Source organism: Corynebacterium uberis, assembly GCF_020616335.1.
Taxonomy (GTDB): Bacteria; Actinomycetota; Actinomycetes; order Mycobacteriales; family Mycobacteriaceae; genus Corynebacterium; species Corynebacterium uberis.
This window is the reverse complement of record NZ_CP085051.1, coordinates 486,275-504,251: the sequence shown is the minus strand read 5'-3', so window position 1 is coordinate 504,251 and position 17,977 is coordinate 486,275. Positions and strand designations below refer to the sequence as shown.

Below are 17,977 nucleotides of genomic sequence, written 5' to 3'. Positions count from 1 at the left end.
GCATTGTGGCTTGTCATCGCCACATCCCGGGGCCAGCAGACCGGACGCCCGACCACAAGGCCGTGACGCCGATCACATGTCTACTTTTTCACATCCTGCATAAACCCGCAGGTCAGAGGTAGGAATTTGTGGCCAAGTCAACCTTCTGGAAGGACTTCAAATCCGTGTACCCACACTTAGCCATCGCGCGGCGCAGGCCCCCAACGATGTTGAGCTGACCCGTGGGATCCGCCGAGGGGCCGTGCAGAATCGTCTCCAGGCTCGGCTGCTCCGCCACGTCCAGCTCGTCTCCCGTGGTGACCACCAGGCCGCGGGGGAAGCGCGGGTGCGCCGCCACCGAGGGCCAGAAATAGCCGGGCGTTTGCGCCTCCGCGGCAGCGGCCAGGGGCGTGCCCAGCATGACCGCATCGGCGCCACACGCAATCGCCTTGGCCACGTCGCCGGAGGTCTGCAGCGCCCCATCATCGGCGATGATGTGCACGTAGCGGCCCCCGGTCTCATCCAGGTAGTCCCGGCGCGCGGCAGCCACATCCGCAATCGCGGTGGCCAGGTGAACATCCATGCCCAAGGACATCGGGTTGGTGTTGCACCCACCGCCGACAATCACGCCGGCCGCGCCTGTGCGCATGAGGTGGATGGCCGTGGTGTAGTCATACACCCCGCCGGCAATAACGGGCACGTCCAGCGAGCCCACGTAGTCCTTGAGGTTGAGCGGCTCGCCGCCCTGGGCCACGTGCTCGGCGGAGATGGTCGTGCCCTGGATGATCAGCAACTCCGCGCCGGCCTTGACCACCTGGGGGGCCAGCTCGCGTGCGTTTTGCGGGGAGACGCGCACAGCCACCGTCGCCCCGGATGTGCGCACCTGGTCGATGCGCGCCGCCAGCAGGTCCTGGTCGATGGGCGCGGCGTGCAGCTCCTGGAGCACCTTGTTGGCCTGCGCGCTGGCAACGCCGTGGGCGTCGACGGCGGCGACCACCGTGGCAACAGCAGCCTCGACGTCCTCGTGGCGGCCCCACAGCCCCTCGGCGTTGATCACGCCGAGGCCGCCCTGGCGGCCAAGCTCCATGACAAACTCCGGGCTGGCGAGCGCGTCGGAGGGGTGGCTCATCACCGGAATGTCAAAGGTATAGGCATCGATATGCCAGGTGGTGTCCACGTCCTTGGAGGAGCGGGTACGCCGCGTGGGCACGATCGAAATCTCATCGAGATGGTAGGTGTGCCGCGCCTGGCGGCCGATGCCGATTTCTACAAAGTCACGCATGACTGCTGCTTGCCTTCTTACTTCCTAGTGGTAGTTCGGTGCCTCGACGGTCTGGGTGATGTCATGCGGATGGGATTCCCGCAACCCAGCGGACGTGATCTGGACAAAGCGGGCCTGCTGCAGGTCAGCGATGGTCGCCGAGCCGGTGTACCCCATGGCCGCGCGCAGGCCGCCGATGATCTGGTGGGTGATGGTATCGATGGACCCGCGGAACGGCACCCGCCCCTCGATGCCCTCCGGAACCAGCTTGTCCTCACTGTGCACGTCAGCCTGGAAGTACCGGTCCTTGGAGTAGGAGCGCTTCTCCCCGGACAAGCCGCGGCCCTGCATCGCGCCCATGGAGCCCATGCCGCGGTAGCGCTTGTACTGCTTGCCTTGGACCACCACGATATCGCCCGGCGCCTCGGTGGTACCGGCGAGCATGGAGCCCAGCATGACGGTATCCGCGCCGGCGGCCAGCGCCTTGGCCACGTCGCCGGAGAACTGCATACCGCCGTCGGCGATGACGGGCACCCCGGCGGCGTGGGCGGGAACCGCTGCCTCCAGGATGGCGGTGATCTGCGGGGCGCCCACGCCGGCAACCACGCGGGTGGTGCAGATGGAGCCCGGCCCGATGCCCACCTTGATGCCGTCGGCACCCGCATCCACCATCGCTTGTGCCGCTTCGCGCGTGGCAAGGTTGCCGCCGACGACGTCGATACGCGCACCGAAGTCCTTCTTCACCCGAGAGACCATCTCCAGGACGCGGTTGTTGTGGGCGTGCGCCGAATCCACGATGAGGACATCGACGCCGGCATCCACCAGCTGGCCGGCGCGCTCGTAGGCATCCTGACCGGTACCAATGCCCGCGGCGACAAGCAGGCGGCCGGAGTCATCCTTCGACGCGATGGGGTACTGCTCGGTCTTAACAAAGTCCTTCACTGTGATCAGGCCGGTGAGAATGCCGTCATCGTTGACGATGGGCAGCTTTTCCACCTTGTTGGCGCTGAGCAGCTCCAGCGCCTCCTGTTTGCTCACGCCCTCCCGGGCGGTCACCAGCGGCATCGGCGTCATCACCTCAGCAACGACGCGCTGCTGATCCGGCTCGAATCGCATGTCCCGGTTAGTGCAAATGCCCACCAGGCGCCCCTGCGCATCCACCACCGGCAGACCAGAAATGCGGAACCGGGCACACAGCGCATCGACGTCCCCGATGGTCATCTCCGGGGTACACGTCACCGGATCCGTAATCATGCCGGACTCAGAGCGCTTGACCATCTCCACCTGCTCCGCCTGCTCGGTGGCCGACAGGTTGCGGTGCAGCACCCCGATACCACCCTGGCGCGCCATAGCAATAGCCATGCGTGCCTCGGTGACCGTATCCATGGCCGCGGACGCCACCGGCAACCCTAGGCGAATGTTGCGGGTGAATTGCGCCGTGGTGTCTACCTCACTGGGCACCACATTCGACTCCGCCGGAAGCAGGAGCACATCATCAAAGGTCAGCCCCTGCAAAGCAACCTTATTCGGATCGTCCCCACCGGTTGCCACGCGACGATCTGCCATATTGTGTTCTCCTCACTTACTTGACCCACGAGAAAAGTGCCTACAGTCCCCCTTACTCTAACCATCACACGCACGATGAGCGCGGTCGGGCGGCCCACAACGCCACTAAAGGCCAGCGACCACCACCCAGCGGCCCCCGGCGCATCGATCAAAGGTAGGATCGGCCAGGTGAGTTTCGAATTCCAGATGCCGTTGGACCCCTTCGCCGACGACCCGAATGATCCGGCGTCGTTCTTGGAAGCCGATGAACCCATGCCCCCGCTGTCGGACGAGGAACGCCAGGACATCCAACGCGACCTCGCGCTGGTCTCCCAATTCAAGCGCTTCCTAGAGCCCAAGGGGATCTTGGGCATCTTCTTCCTGTGTGAAGACTGCGGCATCAACCACTACTTTGACTGGGACATCCTGGCGTCCAACATGCGCGCCACCCTGGCCGAAAAGATCAGCCCCGTCCACGAGCCCAGCGCCAACCCCACGGTGGAATGCTACGTCCCCTGGGACTACGCGGTGGGCTACCTCGACGGCATGCGTGGGCGCTAACGGCCCCCTTTTTTCCGGGGGTGCACTCACGGGGGGTGGGTTCACGGGCGGTTGCGCCCCGCACCCCGCGCGCCGTGCCGACGCACCGCCGCGCCCGGCTAGTGCGCCTCGCGCGCCTGGCTGCGGGGGCTATCGGTGCCGGCGCCGCCGCCATCGACAAGGTTGGGCACCCACACGCCCACTCCGTCGCCGGCATCCTCCACGCCGCGCTCCGCCACCTGTGGCTCGATGGTGGCGGCAGGTTTCGGCGCCACACCCGGGGCGGTATCGGGGATAGCCACCGTCACCGTCTGCTGCTCGGTGACGGTCTCCGTGACCGTGACCGGGGCTTCTCGGTGCTTATCGGCGGTGTCGCGGTGTTCCTCCGGCTGCGGCATCGGCACCGGGGTGGTCACCGTCACCGTGGTGGTATCACCGCGCCCGGTGATGGTGCTGCGCTGGTCGGGGGTCGGGGCGGCATCGGGGGCGGGTGCGGAGGCGGGCGCGCCGGAGCGCTCCTGCAACAGGTTGCGCGCTTGGTCAATGAGCAGCCGGGCCCCGGTCATGTCCCCGCGCTCGGCGCGATTGTTCATCTCATCGAGGGTGCCCGCCAGCTCGACCATGGTGGACTCATGCTCGCGGTCCCCGAAGACCTCGGTGGATAGACCATAAAGCGGGGAGCCGGGATCTGCGCTGTAGACCATTGCGCCGCTTCCGACGATGACGGCCGTCGCCGCAGCCGCCCCGACGAATCCGGACGCCAGCGGGCTGATGCCGCGGCGACGCGCGCGGTGCTCCTCAAGATCGGACACGGCGGCCACGGGGGCGTCGGCACGCGATTCCTCCGGAAGTATGGGAGCCTGGGGGAAAGGGTCCCCCTCAATCTCATCGCGCAACGCGAGCAACAATGCGGCGAGTTCATCGCCCCATCAGAGGGGTCATAGCCGCGCGAGAGATCGGACAGGAAGGAATCAGCATCGGCGAAGGCGGCGACGTCATCGCCTGCCCTCTCCTGGCCGAAACCGCTGCCTCGACGCTGCGTCATAGTCCCTCTCCCTGCTCAATCTTCTTCCTCAACGTTGCGAGCGCCCGATGCTGAGCCACCCGCACCGCGCCCGGAGTGCTGCCCACTGCAGCGGCCGTCTCCTCGGCGCTTAAGCCCACAAAAACCCTCAGAATCAGGATGTCGCGAGCCTTGTCACTTAATGAATCGAGAAGAAGCCGCGCTCTGTTACCACCGTCATTCCACAGGGCCCAATCCTCCGGATTAGCATCGCCCGAAACCCGATCCAGCACCTCATCGGTGGGGCTCGACAAATCCCGCGACAACGCCCGGCGCGCATCGGCAACCTTATGCGCCGCCACCCCGTAGACGTACGCCATAAACGGACGGCCCTGATCCTGGTACTTGCTTATCGACGTCGCGATAGCAAGGCACGCATCCTGCGCAACGTCCTCAGCAGTAGGGGTCCGGCTCCCAGAAATACGAACGCGGGAATAGCGCAGCACCGCTGGATAGATCTTGGCAGTCAAGCGCTGCAACGCCCCACGGTCTCCCGCCACAGCGGGGGCGACAAGAGCTTCAAGCTCCTCCCCAGTCCCGCTCATAGCATCACGTTTCCTGCTCGCCCTCGTCCGAATAACTTCCATTGCTGATCCTCGCACGCACCAGGCGGAGGCGAAGTCTGTGAATTGTCATCTTACGATACAGCACCACATTCCACCGGCTACCCCCAAAATTCACCTATCTTTTACTCCCCCCATCCAGCACGGCAACAACCCAGACACCCGCCGTTTACAGCCACTGCCCATACTGCTTGCGGACCCACCCCGCAACCCAAGGAGACCTCCACGATGACTGTCACCCACCTCCTACCCGGCCCCAACGCGGACCTGTGGGACTGGCAACTCCACGGCGCCTGCCGCGGCGCCAACTCGGAGGTGTTCTACCACCCTGACGGGGAACGCGGCCGCGCCCGCACCCAGCGCGAAGAAACAGCCAAAGCCATCTGCGCCACCTGCCCCGTCATCGACGCCTGCCGCGAACACGCGCTACGCGCCGCCGAACCCTATGGCATCTGGGGCGGCATGAGCGAATCCGAACGCCTCACCGAGCTGCGCCGACGCGCCCGTATTCGCACCTGGGTCACCAGCTAGCCCTGGGCTTGGGCTGCCGGCGCAAAAAAGACCAGCGCCTCCCACGGGCGCAGCTCCACCACACCATCGCTGGGAGCCGCCACCTGCGCACTATCCGGATAGTTGGCCAACACCAGCTTGGCGCCCGCCGCCGGCTCCACCTTGGTGTAGGTGACATCGCGCGACGTGCAATTGACCACCACCGTCAACTCCGCATCGCCACGCACCCGGCGATAGGAATACACGCTGCGATCCTGCGGGGCGATGGGCTCATAGCTGCCCTCCCGGACCACATCGGCGAGCTGACCACGGCGCAACTCCAGCAGCCTGCGGTAGAAGTTGAGCACCGAATCCGGGTCATCCTCCTGCGCGGCGACATTGATCTGCTTATACGCCGGATTGACATCAATCCACGGCGCCGCCGAGCTAAACCCCGCGTACGCGGAATCATCCCACTGCATCGGCGTGCGGGCATTGTCCCGGCTCTTCTCATGGATGTAGGCCATCGCCTGCGACGGCGTGAGCTCCTCACGCTCCTCCACCCGCTCCCGATACCAATTGAGCGTATCCAGATCGCGGTAGCGCGAGATGGAATCGAAACCAGCATTGGTCATGCCGATCTCCTGGCCCTCATAGATATACGGCGTGCCCTGCTGGAAGTAGAGCACCGTGGCCAGCGCCTTGGCCGACACCGCCCGAAACTCCGCCGACGCATCACCAAAACGCGACACCACCCGCGGCTGATCGTGGTTATCCCAATACAGGGCAATCCAGCCATCATCGTGCAGGCCCGCCTGCCAGGAATCCAGCACCCCCTTAAGCTCCACCAAAGACGGCTTATGCACCGTGAACTTAGGCCCAAAGCGCTTCGAGGGGGCCAAAGACACATGCTCAAAGTGGATGATCTGGTCCAGCTCCTGACGATCCTGCGCCGTAAACGCCTTGCCGTCCTCCGGGGTGGGCACAGCCATCTCCCCCACCGTCAGCGCATCCACCTGGGACCACGCGGTGGTGTTCATGTGGCGCAGGTAGTCGTGGACCTTCGGGCCGTTGTTCAAAAACGCCCCGGAGGAGGTGTAGCGGCCCGGCTGCTGGTTCGGATCATCCGGGAAGCCCTCCGGCTTGTCCGTACCGGCAAAGGCGTCCACGCGCCACCCGTCCACGCCGCGGTCCTGCCAGAAGGTGATGATGTCCGTGACCTCCTGGCGCACCTTCGGGTTGCGCCAGTTCAGATCCGGCTGCTTGCGCGAGAAAATGTGCAGATAGAACTGCTCCGTGTGCTCGTCATACTCCCAGGCCGAACCACCAAACTCTGAGCCCCAGTTATTCGGCGGCAGGGGCGTGCCGTCCTCGGCGAACCCGGCAGGATCGCGCCAAATGTAGTAATCCCGGTAGGGATTCTCCCGCGAGGAGCGCGACTGCACAAACCACTCGTGCTCATCCGAGGTGTGGTTGACCACCAGGTCCATCATGATCTTTAGGCCCAGCTCATGGGCCGTGGCCAGCATCTCATCAAAATCGGCCAGCGTGCCAAACTCTTCCATGATGTCGCGGTAATCGCTGATGTCATACCCGTTGTCATCATTAGGCGAGCGATACACCGGAGACAGCCACACCACGTCCACGCCCAAGGACTTGATATATGGCAGCTTCTGGGTGATTCCCGGAATGTCGCCCACGCCGTCTCCATTGGAATCATGGAAACTGCGCGGATAGACCTGGTAGACCACGGAATCGGACCACCACTGCGCGGAACTGGGATTCTTACTCATCGACGAATGTTTCCTTCCCTGACGATTGCATGTTCATAGCCACTAATACACCGGCATGATCGGACACCACGGGAGTATCTGAATCATGCCCAAAGACCACCCGATGCGCGTCCACATCCACCGGACGATTACTCAGCACATAGTCAATGCGCATTGCCTCACGGGCATCCTCCCACCCGGCAATCCCCCCGACGATCGTCTGGCACCCCTCCGGGCGGGCACACGCATCGCGGGTATCCACCCAGCCGTGGGAGCGCCACAGATCCGCACCCTGGCCCGAGGCGTCCGCCGGGGCGTTGAGATCGCCGGCCAGAATGACCAGCTCCTGGCCGCACGAGCGCGCCCACCGGGAAAACGCCTCCCACTCCTGGGCGAACTGGGGCTGCCCGTCCATCTCCCACCAGGAAAAATGCCCCGACGCCACCCACAGGGACTGCCCCTGGACCTCAATGCGCACGGCGAGCACAACCCGACGGCGCACGTCCGCAAACGGGTAGTCGCCCACCAGCACCGGAACCACATCCCGCACCCGCGGCGCCTCCGGACCCTGGGCACGCACGAGCACGGCGACGCCTTCGTCATAGATCCCAAAACCCAGGTGGGCCTCCACCCAGTGGGCCTGATAATCCACCCCAAGATGCCGGCACGCCCGGGCCAACAGATCCGCGTAATTGTCCGCGCCAGCAGCAACATCCCCATGAACCTGCACCACGGGATGAGCGCCGGGAATGCCCGCGTGCAGTTGATTGGCTTCCTGAATTGCCACGACGTCGATACGCTCCCGCACCAACAGCCGCGCAACCTCCATGATTTTCGCCGGCTGATCCGGCTCGCACCAACTATGTGCGTTTAGGGTGAGAATGTTCACGAACGGATCTGTCCTTTCCACGGGTCCGGGTACCGCCCACCCTAAAGGCCCACCTCCCCCGCGCACACCGAATCTGGGAGCCACACCCATGAACCTTGTGCCACACCGGCGGCACAAATTCCAAAAACCCGTATTCAGGCGGAATCTGCCAGCGCGCGACAATAAGCTCGGGCATGCAAAAACCACTGACCCCCACGCGAAAGGGTTACCCGGCCATGGAAAAGGTCCAACGCTTCGGCTCCGCCATGCTGGCACCCGTGCTCCTGTTCGCCGTCGCAGGCCTAGCAGTTGCACTGGCCATCATCGCCCAAAATGAACAGATTTTCGGCTCGCTGGCCGCCGACGGAACCTGGTGGTCCACCTTCTGGGGCATCTGGGAGGCGGGGTCGTGGACCGTGTTCAACCAGATGGAACTGCTCTTTGTCCTCGGGCTGCCCATCGCCCTGGCAAAAATGGCCAACGCGCGCGCCGTGCTGGAAACGGCGATGATCTATCTGACCTTCAATTACTTTGTCGGCGCCATGCTCGAAGCATTCGGCGACACCTTTGGGGTGGACTACTCCGCGGAAGCCGGCGGCGAATCCGGGCTGAAAATGATCGCCGGAATCAAGACCCTCGACACCGGCATCCTGGGCGCCATTTTCATCGCCGCCATCGCCGTGTGGATTCACAACCGCTACTTTGAAAAGAAGCTGCCCGAGTTTCTGGGCATCTTCCAGGGCAGCCAATACGTCTACGCCGTGGGCATGCTGCTGATGATCCCGCTGGCCCTGCTCGTGTGCCTGGTCTGGCCGCAGGTGCAACTGGGCATCGCCTCACTGCAAGGATTCTTGGTCTCCTCCGGGGCGATCGGCGTAGGCCTGTACACGTTCCTTGAACGCATCCTCATCCCCACCGGCCTCCACCACTTTGTCTACTCCCCGTTCATCTTCGGTCCCGCCGTCGTGCCCGAGGGCATCCAGGCCTACTGGATCCAGCACATCGAGACCTTCTCCGCCTCCACCAGCCCCCTCAAGGAGCTCTTCCCCGGCGGCGGATTCGCCCTCCACGGCAACTCCAAAGTCTTCGCACCGCTCGGCATCGCCGCCGCGTTCTACACCACTGCCAAGGCCGAAAAGCGCAAGGAAACCCTCGCGCTGCTCATCCCCGTGGTACTCACCGCCGTCATCACCGGCATCACCGAGCCGCTGGAATTTACCTTCCTGTTCGTGGCACCCCCGCTCTTTGCCCTGCACGCCGTGTTCGCCGGATTGATGTCCGGGCTGATGTACCACTTTGGGCTGGTAGGAAATATGGGCGGCGGGCTCATCGACTTCTTCGCCCAAAACTGGATCCCCATGTGGTCCAACCACCACAGCATCTACCTCATGCAGATCGGCATTGGGCTGACCTTTACTGCCCTGTACTTTGTGGTCTTCCGCTTCCTCATCCTCACATTCAACTTCAAGACCCCCGGGCGTGAAGACAATGCAGATGTGAAGCTCTACTCCAAAGCGGAGTACCGGGAGGCCAAGAAGAACAAGAAGAACAGCGATGACACCGAATCGCTTATCGACGCCCCCGCCAACACCAAAGGCACCGAAAGCACCGACGCCACCACCTCCGATCCCTTCAGCCCCCGCGCCACCGCCTTCCTGGCACTGCTCGGCGGTCCGGACAACATCACCAGCATGAACAACTGCGCCACCCGACTGCGCGTCTCCGTGGCAGACCCGGAGCTGGTTGCCGCGGCGGAAGATTTCAAATCAGCCGGCGCCCTCGGGCTGGTGAACAAGGGCAAGGCCCTTCAGGTCATCGTGGGCATGGACGTGCCGCAGGTGCGCGATAAGTTCGAAGCGATGGTCAATCAGGACGCCTAAGAGCCACCGGCTACAGTCGGGGGACGAGACCCCAACCCCTCGTCCCCGGAAGGACCACCGGCAGCGTGAACCTGGACGCCGTCATCTCCGCCACACACGGCGGATGGAACGACACCGAAAAGACGATCCTGACCTACCTCCTGGACAACCAGGAGGAGGCCGCACAGGCCTCCGTCCAGCACGTCGCCCACCGAACCTTCACCTCCACCTCGTCGGTGCTGCGGCTGGCCAAAAGGCTGGGATTTAGCGGGTTCGCGGAGTTGAAGTACTTCCTGCGCACGAGCCTTCGCGAACGCGATGCTGCTACCGGAATCGACCGCATCGCAGCCCTGCGCGAGGACATCACCCAGACCCTTGACCAGCTAGACAACACCCGGCTCGACCCGATCCTGGAGGCCATTGCCAACGCCGGTACGGTCTACTGCTACGCCACCGGATACTCCCAACGCATGGCGGCCAACGAGTTTTCCAAGTCCCTCGTGGCCAACCGCACCGCATCGACCACCATCTCCACGGCCACGGAGATCACCGCCGCGCTGCCGCTGATTAAGCCCACGGACCTGCTGGTCATCGTCTCCCTGAGCGGCACTCGTGAGGACGCCGCCGCCACGGCCCAGGCCGCCCGACTGCGAGACATCCCGGTGCTCGCCGTCACCCGGCTCAGCCACAACCCCCTGGCCGGCTTGGCCACCTGGAACCTCCACTACGTGGCCAGCCGCATTACCCCGGAGGGGCATCAGGGGGACTACTACTCCAGCATCGGGCTGAGCATCGCCCTGGACTACCTCATCCGCCAGTACATGAACTACCGCGAAAGCCACCACCTACTCCCATGAGCACCCTGCGCATTTGGCTGACTGACCCCCACCGCACCGCCCGCCTGGCCTGCTGGTACTGGCTGTTGAGCGCGGTTGCCTACGCCGCCTTCGTAGGCCTGACCCTCAGCGGCGCCGCGGTGAGCCTTTCCGAGTACGCCACGGCAAGCCCCAGCGCCGCCCTCGGCGCGGCACACGCCGCCCTGACAGCCCTTTTCGCCGGGCTGCTCGTCGCCGCCGGACGCTCCACCGGGTGGCTGCGCATCATCGCCTGCTGCGCGGCCGTCCAACAAGTGCTGGCCTTCAACCTGCCCGGCGCGATCCTTGCCGGAGCGCTGATTGTCGGGGCGACGCGCAACCCCACACGCGCTCAACCGCGGGTGCCCGGGCCGGTTTTAGCGGCAGCCCTGATCGTCCTGGGCCTTGCCCTCGCCCTGGTAGCCACCGCAGAAGTACGGCTGCTCACGGCGGCCGGCTAGCGCCACTAGAGTCCGCCTATTTAGCGGCGTGGGGCGTCCCACCAGCCGGTGCTGGCCGCCAGGTGCCGCACCGTCTCCGCGATGGCCTGCGCAAACTCGCCGACCTTCTTATCTTCCGAGGTCTTCAACGCCGGCACGTGGACAAAACCCCCGGCGGCAATCTTTTTGTCATTAACCAAAGACAGGTTGGTGTAAAGCTCCGCGTTGCACAAGAAGCGTCCCGCGTCATAGCTGGGGTTGATCTTGTAGCCCGCGGCGCGGGCGGCCTGATAGGCCAGCTTGTTTGCCTCCGGCGCTGCAATCTCGCCGGGCCCACCGGGCACCAATTCGGCGGGAGCGGAGTTGCCAAAAGCATCGGTGCCCTGGGCTTTATTAAAGGCGCGCAATTCCATCGCCGGGGCGTAGAAGTAGCCGCCGCGCTCGCCGATGCCAAGGACGACGATGGGGGTGCGCTCTTCTACCAGGGACAGGATGCGCGGGCGGTAGTTGGTCCAATCGGTGGGCACCAGCTCCACGTCAACGTAGTAATCATCGGCGCGCAGGATGGCGCCCACCTGCTGGGCCACATCCCAGGAGGTGTTGATCTTGCGCCCGCCGAAGGGGCTATACCCGGTGATCAGGATCGTTGGGGCGCAGCACGCCTGTGCAATGCCAGGGCCCAGCCCCACCCCGGTTACCAGCGCGCCGCCTAGTACTGCTGCACCTTTGAGAAAGCTCCTCCGCGTCGTCATGGCAACAGTATAGGCCGGAGCTGGTCATAAAGGGCTTCTGGCCCCGCGCGCCGCAGTATTAGACCAAATTGCGCGCCGTGGCGGCGACGGCCTGGGCGAAGATATCGATCTTCTTGTCCTGGGAGGTGCGCAGCGCCGGAACGTGGATGAAACCGGCCGCGGCCACGGCGCCCTGCTGCTGGAGCGACAGGTTGGTGTAGAGCTCCGCGTTGCACAGGTAGCGCCCGGCGTCATAGCTGGGGTTGATCTTGTGGCCTTCCGCCCGGGCGGCCTTGTAGGCCTGGCGGTTTGCCTCCGGGGCGACGATCTCCGCGGGCCCGCCGGGGACCAGCTCGCCGGGGCCGTTGTTGCCGTGCGCGTCTACGCCCTTTCCCTGGTTGTAGGCGTGCAGCTCCATCGCGGGTGCGGGCATGAGTCCCCCGCGCTCGCCCAGCCCGAGCAGCAGGTCCGGGTGGTGCTGGGACACCAGGTCGAGCAGTTGCTGGCGGTAGCGGGTCCAGTCGGTGGGAAGCTGCGTGACCACTACGTTGAGGCCGGAATCGGCGTCGAGAAGGCGCCCCGCGGCCTGGGCGACGTCCCAGGCGGTGTTGATGCTGCGGCCCCCGAACGGGCTGTATCCGGTCAGCACGATGGTTCCGGTTGTGCTGGCGCCAGCCGTGGCACCGGCGAACATCGGGCCGGCGGCGACTGCGCCCCCGGCGATCATCGCGGCCTTGAGAAAGTCTCTGCGAGTGGTAGCCATGTCCACTACATTAACGACGCCGCCGCCACCACGCCACTAGACCATTGTTCGGTAGGACAGTCCGCGGCCCGCCGAAAAGACCGCACCCCCAGCAGGCCGGGGCGTGCTGGGGGTGCGGGAAAGCAGCGAGCTTAGTGGTGGTGGTGGTGACCACCCGCGGCAGGCTGCTCTTCCTTGGGCTTTTCTACCACCGAAGCGTCGGTGGTCAGCACCATGCGGGCGACAGATCCGGCGTTGACCACCGCGGAGTGGGTGACCTTAACCGGGTCGATGATGCCAGCATCCAGCAGGTTGCCGTACTCCAGGGTTGCGGCGTTAAAGCCGGAGCCGTTGTCCAGCTCCTGGGTGCGGGCAACAACCACGGAGCCGTCCACGCCAGCATTCTGGGCGATCCAGAAGGTGGGCTTGACCAGCGCGCGGGACAGTGCCAGCACACCGGTCTTGGCCTCGCCGTCGAACTGCTCGGCGTAGGTCTCAAGCTCCTTGGCAATCTGCACCAGGGCGGAGCCGCCGCCGGCGATGATGCCTTCCTGCGCCGCGGCGCGCGCAGCGTTGATGGCGTCTTCGACGCGCAGCTTGCGCTCGGCGACCTCGGTCTCCGTGGCGGCGCCGACCTTGATCACCGCTACGCCACCGGACAGCTTGGCCAGGCGCTCTTCCAGCTTCTCCTTATCCCAGGAGGAGTCCGTGCGCTCAATGTCGCGGCGGATCTGGGCGCGGCGGGCCTCAACATCCTCGGCGGTCCCGGCACCATCGACGATGACGGTCTCATCCTTGGTGATGCTCACGCGGCGGGCCGAACCGAAGACCTCCTCGCCGGCCTCAGCCAGCGTGATGCCAACCTCGGGGTCAACGACGGTCGCGGCGGTCACCACGGCCAGGTCGTCCATGAAGGCCTTGCGGCGTTCCCCAAAGTAGGGCGACTTCACGGCCGCGACCTTGAGGGTCTTGCGCAGCGAGTTGACCACCAGGGCCTGCAGGGCCTCGCCTTCAATGTCTTCGGCAACGATGAGTGCCTGCTTGCCGGATTCGGCAATCTTTTCCAGCAGGGGCAGGAAGTCCGGCAACGAGGAGATCTTGTTGCGCACGAGGAGCACGAGGGCGTCGTCAAGCACCGCCTGCTGCGTGTCCGTGTCGGTGATGAAGTACGGGGACAAAAAGCCCTTGTCAAAGGACACGCCCTCAGTGATCTCCAGGGTGGAGTCGATGGTCTGGGACTCCTCGACGGTCAGCACGCCGTCCTTGCCCACCTTGTCCATCGCCCCGGCGACCATCTCACCGATGAGCTCATCGCGCGAAGAAACGGTGGCCACGTTGGCGATCTCCGTGGTCGACGAGACCTCGGTCGCGCGGGCACGCAGCTCCTCAACAACCTTCTCAACACCAGCAGCGATGCCGCGGTTGAGCTCGATGGGATTAGCGCCAGCCGCCACGTTGCGCAGCCCCTCAGCGATGAGCGCCTGGGCCAGCAACGTAGCCGTGGTGGTGCCGTCACCGGCAATGTCGTTGGTCTTAATGGCCACCGACTTGACCAGCTGGGCGCCGAGGTTTTCAAAAGGCTCCTCGACATCAATATCGCGGGCGATGGTCACACCATCATTGGTCACCGTCGGCCCGCCAAAGGACTTGGCCAGCACAACATTGCGACCGCGCGGGCCAAGCGTGACCTTGACCGCGTTAGCCAGCGTATCGACGCCGCGCAGGATGCCCTCCCGGGCCTCCTGATCAAAAGCAATCAGCTTAGGCATGTAGGGTCATTCCCCCTTAATTACTTAGCGACGACGGCGAGCACGTCGCGAGCGGACAGGATGAGGTAGTCCTCGCCCTGGTACTTGATCTCGGTGCCGCCGTAGCGGGAGAAGATCACGGTATCGCCCTCCTTGACGTCCACCGGAATGCGCTCACCCTTGTCATCAAAGCGCCCGGCGCCCACGGCGATAACGGTGGCCTCCTGCGGCTTCTCCTTCGCGGAGTCCGGGATAACCAGGCCAGACGCGGTGGTGGTCTCAGCCTCATTGATCTGGACGAGGATCCGGTCTTCGAGCGGGGTGATGTTGACGTTTGCCACTGTCATTCCTCCATTGAATGATCTTGGAATACTGCGAATGTTGAGCCGGTTGCTTTTGGCTTCCACAGCCGTCGTCGCGGGTGAACAACTGTGCGTCGCACAACCTGACTGGCACTCTACCCTCGTGAGTGCCAGGCTTCAACCGTCCGGCACAGCGCCGGGACCCACGCCTGCTGCAGGACTCGTACCCTGCGGTCCTCCGCCCCCGCAGGCCTTCCCCCTCCCGCGGTCACGCAGGGCGCGGGCCTGTCTAGCGCTGCCCCCTTGCGCCGTCCCCTTGCGCCGTCCCCTTGCGCCGCCCTCCTCGTACCGCCCTCCTCGCGCCGCCCCCTTGCAGCAGCCCCCTACACCGCCCTCCTCGTACCGTCTCCTTGCACCGTGTGACTGGTGGGATTAACACGGTGCACAAAACACCCCCGAAACGCGCCCTTTTTACCCCCGAAAACGCACTCACCCAGTCACACCAGTCACACGGTGCAAGGAGGCCCCGGGGCACAGGCCCCCAAGGGGCCCCGAGACGCAGGAACCACAGAAGAGCCAACCCCCGCCAGCAACCACCGCCCACAACGCGCGCGGAATGAGGCAGACGTACTACAGTGTCGCTTACGCCAATTGAGCGACAGATATCACTCGGACTGGAGATCCCGTCATGACCACCCCCGCGCCGCGCTCGCCACACCAGCGCGCAGCACACGCCAGCGCCCCGCCCGCACAAGCGCCTGAGGACCGTGACCTCAAACGCAACCTGGATAATCGCCACATTCAGCTCATCGCCATCGGCGGGGCCATTGGCACCGGTTTGTTCATGGGCTCTGGCAAGACGATCTCCCTGGCGGGCCCGTCGATTCTGCTGGTTTACGCGATCATCGGTTTCGCCCTGTTTTTGTTCATGCGCTGCATGGGCGAGATTTTGCTGGCCAACCCGAGCTTCCGGTCCTTTTCTGATATCGCGGAGACCTACATGGGCCCCTGGGCCGGCTTTGCTATCAGCTGGACGTACTGGCTGTGCTGGATCGTCACTGGTGTGGCGGATCTGATTGCTATCTGCGGGTATTTCCGTTTTTGGTGGCCCGACCTGCCGGCGTGGATTCCTATTCTGGGCACGATCGCGCTGCTGTTTTTCCTCAATGCGCTGACGGTGAAGGCTTTTGGGGAGACGGAGTTTTGGTTCGCCATGATTAAGGTGGTGGCCATCGTGGCGCTCATTGTCCTTGGTGTGGTGCTTATTTGTCTCCACCATGTCAACGCCGCGGGGTCACAGGCGGCGGTGAGTAACTTGTGGGCGCACGGGGGCATCTTCCCTAATGGGCTGGGTGGGTTTATCACCGGCTTCCAGATCGCTTTGTTTGCGTTTGTGGGCATTGAGTTGGTGGGCACGGCGGTGGCGGAGACGCGGGATCCGGCGACGGCCCTGCCCAAGGCCATTAATTCCATTCCCATCCGGGTGGTGTTGTTTTATATCGGGTCGCTGACGGTGATCATGATGGTCACGCCGTGGGATGAGATCGTGCCGCAGAATTCGCCGTTTGTCACGATGTTCGCGCTGACTGGGGTGCCGGCGGCGGCGACGATCGTTAATTTGGTGGTCATCACGTCTGCGGCGTCCTCGGCCAATTCCGGGATTTATTCCACGTCCCGGATGGTCTATGGGTTGGCCCAGTCCGGCGATGCGCCGCGGATTTTTGCGCGGCTGTCTCCCCGGCATGTGCCGCGCAATGCGCTGACGTTGTCGTGCATTTTCCTGTTGGCCGCGATCGTGCTCATGGCTACCGGCGACGGGGTGTTGGAGGCGTTTACCATGGTCACCTCCATGTCTGCGACGCTGTTTATGGGGGTGTGGGGCGCGGTGACGTTTTCTTACCTGGTGTTCCGGCGCCGCCAGCCGCAGGCCCATGAGGCCTCCGTGTTTCCGGTTCCCGGCGGGCGCGCCTCCGCGGTGGGGGTGCTGGTTTTCTTTGCCACGATGGTGGTGGTCCTTGTGCTTGCCGACGACACCCGCTGGGGACTCATCGCCGCACTCGTGTGGTTCGCCGCGATCTCGGGGCTGGGGATTCGCCGCCGCGGGCTCACCGCCTAGCCGAGCGCTAGGCGGTGCCGTCCAGCCGGCCGGTACCCGCAGCACCCTCGCCGCGGGTGTGATGCCGCTCGCGGGACCGGCGGGAAAGAACCACGATGGCGGCCACGATTGCCACAATCACCGCCAAGACAAGGGCGACGGCGACCAGCTCCCAGATACCAATGCTGATCATTGCTGACTCCTTTTCATCCGGGGAATTCCTGTACGCCAGCCCAGCCTAACCGCGCTCCCCCCCCCGGCAAGCATCAGCCCTGTTCAGCTCCGAGGTTGCGCGCCGCATTCTTCCAGAGCCGGAACTCCACCGGCAGGTCTTCCCGGTAGTCCTGCGCGGCGCGCACGCCGTCGTGGATTTCGGTGAGGGCGGCGTCGGAAAGCGAGGAGTCCTGCGGGCCGACGATGAGCACCGTGCCGCACAGCGCGCGGGAGGGGTCGGCGAAGAAGGCCGAGTTGCCCGTGGCGGCGGCGGCCCGCCCCAGCGATGCCGCGGCGTTGGGGTGCGCGCTATCGGCATCGACGAGCGCGACGAGCACCTCACCGCCCTCGACGAATTGCACCGGCACGCGCGTCAGGGCGGGATCGTGCAGCACGGCCGGGCGCACCCGGACCTGTTCACACTCAAGGTCGGGGGTGATGCGCACCGCACGCAGGGGCGCGGTGTCGGTCGAATCGGCCACGGGGATGGTCCTTCCTGGCGAGTTTTCACGGGCGTATCCAGCCCGAAGCTACCGGCAATCCGGCATCGTCGGGGCCCAGGTTGGGCAGATTTCACCAGGTGTTGGCCAAGATTTCATCAGCGCATCTATGCTCGACTGCACAACTGCCCGAGACTTCCCCACCAAGACAAGGAGGCCGCGATGCGCAAGGGCGGGCTGATAGCCATCACCACTTTCTTTCTCACCTTCATACTCTTCGGGATTTTCTGCGAAGGCTTTACCACCCTGCCGCGCATTGGCGCCACGGCGATCGCTTCCGCCGGCATGACGGTGCTGGTTGGCGTCCTGTGGCGCGCGCGCCCGAGCGGGCTGCCCACCGACGCGCATCCGGAAAACACGCCCCGCTACCTGGGCGATCGGACGGACCCGGACGCGCGCTAATCCCGCTTATC

The 17,977-nt window shown here is 64.6% G+C and carries 19 protein-coding genes; 7 read left to right on the top strand and 12 right to left on the bottom strand.

Features of this window, described 5'->3' with window-relative positions; genetic code table 11:
• Positions 1–112 precede the first annotated feature (112 nt).
• Complete coding sequence (locus LH390_RS02325) at positions 113–1,261, bottom strand: GuaB3 family IMP dehydrogenase-related protein (RefSeq protein WP_227288262.1); 1,149 nt, start codon at positions 1,259–1,261, stop codon at positions 113–115.
• Positions 1,262–1,285: 24 nt separating this feature from the next.
• Positions 1,286–2,806: an IMP dehydrogenase gene (gene guaB, locus LH390_RS02320; RefSeq protein ID WP_227326844.1), complete on the bottom strand. Its 1,521-nt coding sequence runs from the start codon at positions 2,804–2,806 to the stop codon at positions 1,286–1,288.
• Between the two features lie 168 nt (positions 2,807–2,974).
• Here guaB and LH390_RS02315 point away from each other — a divergent pair, with 168 nt between their 5' ends.
• Positions 2,975–3,346: a DUF5319 domain-containing protein gene (locus LH390_RS02315; protein ID WP_227280777.1), complete on the top strand. Its 372-nt coding sequence runs from the start codon at positions 2,975–2,977 to the stop codon at positions 3,344–3,346.
• Between the two features lie 98 nt (positions 3,347–3,444).
• Here the strand turns inward: LH390_RS02315 and LH390_RS02310 are convergent, their stop codons facing one another.
• Both LH390_RS02310 and LH390_RS02305 read right to left on the bottom strand, forming a co-directional pair.
• On the bottom strand, positions 3,445–4,233 hold the full coding sequence (locus LH390_RS02310) for a hypothetical protein (protein ID WP_227337388.1): 789 nt from the start codon (positions 4,231–4,233) through the stop codon (positions 3,445–3,447).
• Between the two features lie 133 nt (positions 4,234–4,366).
• Positions 4,367–4,933 (bottom strand): sigma-70 family RNA polymerase sigma factor, encoded by a 567-nt coding sequence (locus LH390_RS02305; RefSeq protein WP_227337387.1) that lies wholly within the window; start codon positions 4,931–4,933, stop codon positions 4,367–4,369.
• 246 nt (positions 4,934–5,179) lie between these two features.
• Between LH390_RS02305 and LH390_RS02300 the strand changes: the two genes are divergently transcribed.
• The gene (locus tag LH390_RS02300; protein ID WP_227280780.1) at positions 5,180–5,482 is read left to right on the top strand and encodes a WhiB family transcriptional regulator; all 303 of its coding nucleotides are present in this window, start codon (positions 5,180–5,182) and stop codon (positions 5,480–5,482) included.
• Here LH390_RS02300 and LH390_RS02295 read toward each other — a convergent pair.
• Positions 5,479–7,233 carry an alpha-glucosidase gene (locus LH390_RS02295; protein ID WP_227280781.1) on the bottom strand — a complete coding sequence of 585 codons (1,755 nt, stop codon included), beginning with the start codon at positions 7,231–7,233 and terminating at the stop codon, positions 5,479–5,481. The two genes, LH390_RS02300 and LH390_RS02295, sit on opposite strands and share 4 nt — an antisense overlap.
• Positions 7,226–8,101: an endonuclease/exonuclease/phosphatase family protein gene (locus LH390_RS02290; RefSeq protein WP_227280782.1), complete on the bottom strand. Its 876-nt coding sequence runs from the start codon at positions 8,099–8,101 to the stop codon at positions 7,226–7,228. The genes LH390_RS02295 and LH390_RS02290 overlap by 8 nt, the downstream gene beginning before the upstream one ends.
• Positions 8,102–8,316: 215 nt before the next feature.
• Here LH390_RS02290 and LH390_RS02285 point away from each other — a divergent pair, with 215 nt between their 5' ends.
• The 3 genes from LH390_RS02285 to LH390_RS02275 all read left to right on the top strand — a co-directional run bounded on the left by LH390_RS02285 (position 8,317) and on the right by LH390_RS02275 (position 11,254).
• Positions 8,317–9,960, top strand: coding sequence for an alpha-glucoside-specific PTS transporter subunit IIBC (locus LH390_RS02285; protein ID WP_227326843.1), 1,644 nt, complete (start codon positions 8,317–8,319; stop codon positions 9,958–9,960).
• 65 nt (positions 9,961–10,025) lie between these two features.
• A complete protein-coding gene (locus LH390_RS02280) occupies positions 10,026–10,796 on the top strand; it encodes a MurR/RpiR family transcriptional regulator (RefSeq protein ID WP_227280784.1) in 771 nt (256 codons plus the stop codon).
• A complete protein-coding gene (locus LH390_RS02275; RefSeq protein WP_227280785.1) occupies positions 10,793–11,254 on the top strand; it encodes a hypothetical protein in 462 nt (153 codons plus the stop codon). Before LH390_RS02280 ends, LH390_RS02275 begins: the two co-directional genes overlap by 4 nt.
• A gap of 20 nt (positions 11,255–11,274) precedes the next feature.
• Here the strand turns inward: LH390_RS02275 and LH390_RS02270 are convergent, their stop codons facing one another.
• The 4 genes from LH390_RS02270 to groES all read right to left on the bottom strand — a co-directional run bounded on the left by LH390_RS02270 (position 11,275) and on the right by groES (position 14,795).
• Entirely contained in the window at positions 11,275–11,985 is a 711-nt protein-coding gene (locus tag LH390_RS02270; RefSeq protein ID WP_227280786.1) for a pyroglutamyl-peptidase I family protein, read from the bottom strand.
• A 58-nt stretch (positions 11,986–12,043) separates the two neighbouring features.
• On the bottom strand, positions 12,044–12,727 hold the full coding sequence (locus LH390_RS02265) for a pyroglutamyl-peptidase I family protein (protein WP_227280787.1): 684 nt from the start codon (positions 12,725–12,727) through the stop codon (positions 12,044–12,046).
• Between the two features lie 131 nt (positions 12,728–12,858).
• Positions 12,859–14,475 (bottom strand): chaperonin GroEL, encoded by a 1,617-nt coding sequence (gene groL / locus LH390_RS02260; RefSeq protein WP_227280788.1) that lies wholly within the window; start codon positions 14,473–14,475, stop codon positions 12,859–12,861.
• Positions 14,476–14,495: 20 nt separating this feature from the next.
• On the bottom strand, positions 14,496–14,795 hold the full coding sequence (groES, locus tag LH390_RS02255; RefSeq protein WP_227282656.1) for a co-chaperone GroES: 300 nt from the start codon (positions 14,793–14,795) through the stop codon (positions 14,496–14,498).
• 649 nt (positions 14,796–15,444) lie between these two features.
• Here groES and LH390_RS02250 point away from each other — a divergent pair.
• Positions 15,445–16,872, top strand: a complete 1,428-nt coding sequence (locus LH390_RS02250) for an amino acid permease (protein ID WP_227280789.1) — start codon at positions 15,445–15,447, stop codon at positions 16,870–16,872.
• A gap of 7 nt (positions 16,873–16,879) precedes the next feature.
• Here the strand turns inward: LH390_RS02250 and LH390_RS02245 are convergent, their stop codons facing one another.
• Together LH390_RS02245 and LH390_RS02240 are read right to left on the bottom strand one after the other, a co-directional pair.
• A complete protein-coding gene (locus tag LH390_RS02245; RefSeq protein WP_227280790.1) occupies positions 16,880–17,044 on the bottom strand; it encodes a hypothetical protein in 165 nt (54 codons plus the stop codon).
• 73 nt (positions 17,045–17,117) lie between these two features.
• Positions 17,118–17,546 carry a hypothetical protein gene (locus tag LH390_RS02240; RefSeq protein ID WP_227280791.1) on the bottom strand — a complete coding sequence of 143 codons (429 nt, stop codon included), beginning with the start codon at positions 17,544–17,546 and terminating at the stop codon, positions 17,118–17,120.
• A 180-nt stretch (positions 17,547–17,726) separates the two neighbouring features.
• On the opposite strand from LH390_RS02240, the gene LH390_RS02235 reads away from it, so the two are divergent.
• Positions 17,727–17,966 (top strand): hypothetical protein, encoded by a 240-nt coding sequence (locus LH390_RS02235; RefSeq protein WP_227280792.1) that lies wholly within the window; start codon positions 17,727–17,729, stop codon positions 17,964–17,966.
• Positions 17,967–17,977 lie beyond the last annotated feature (11 nt).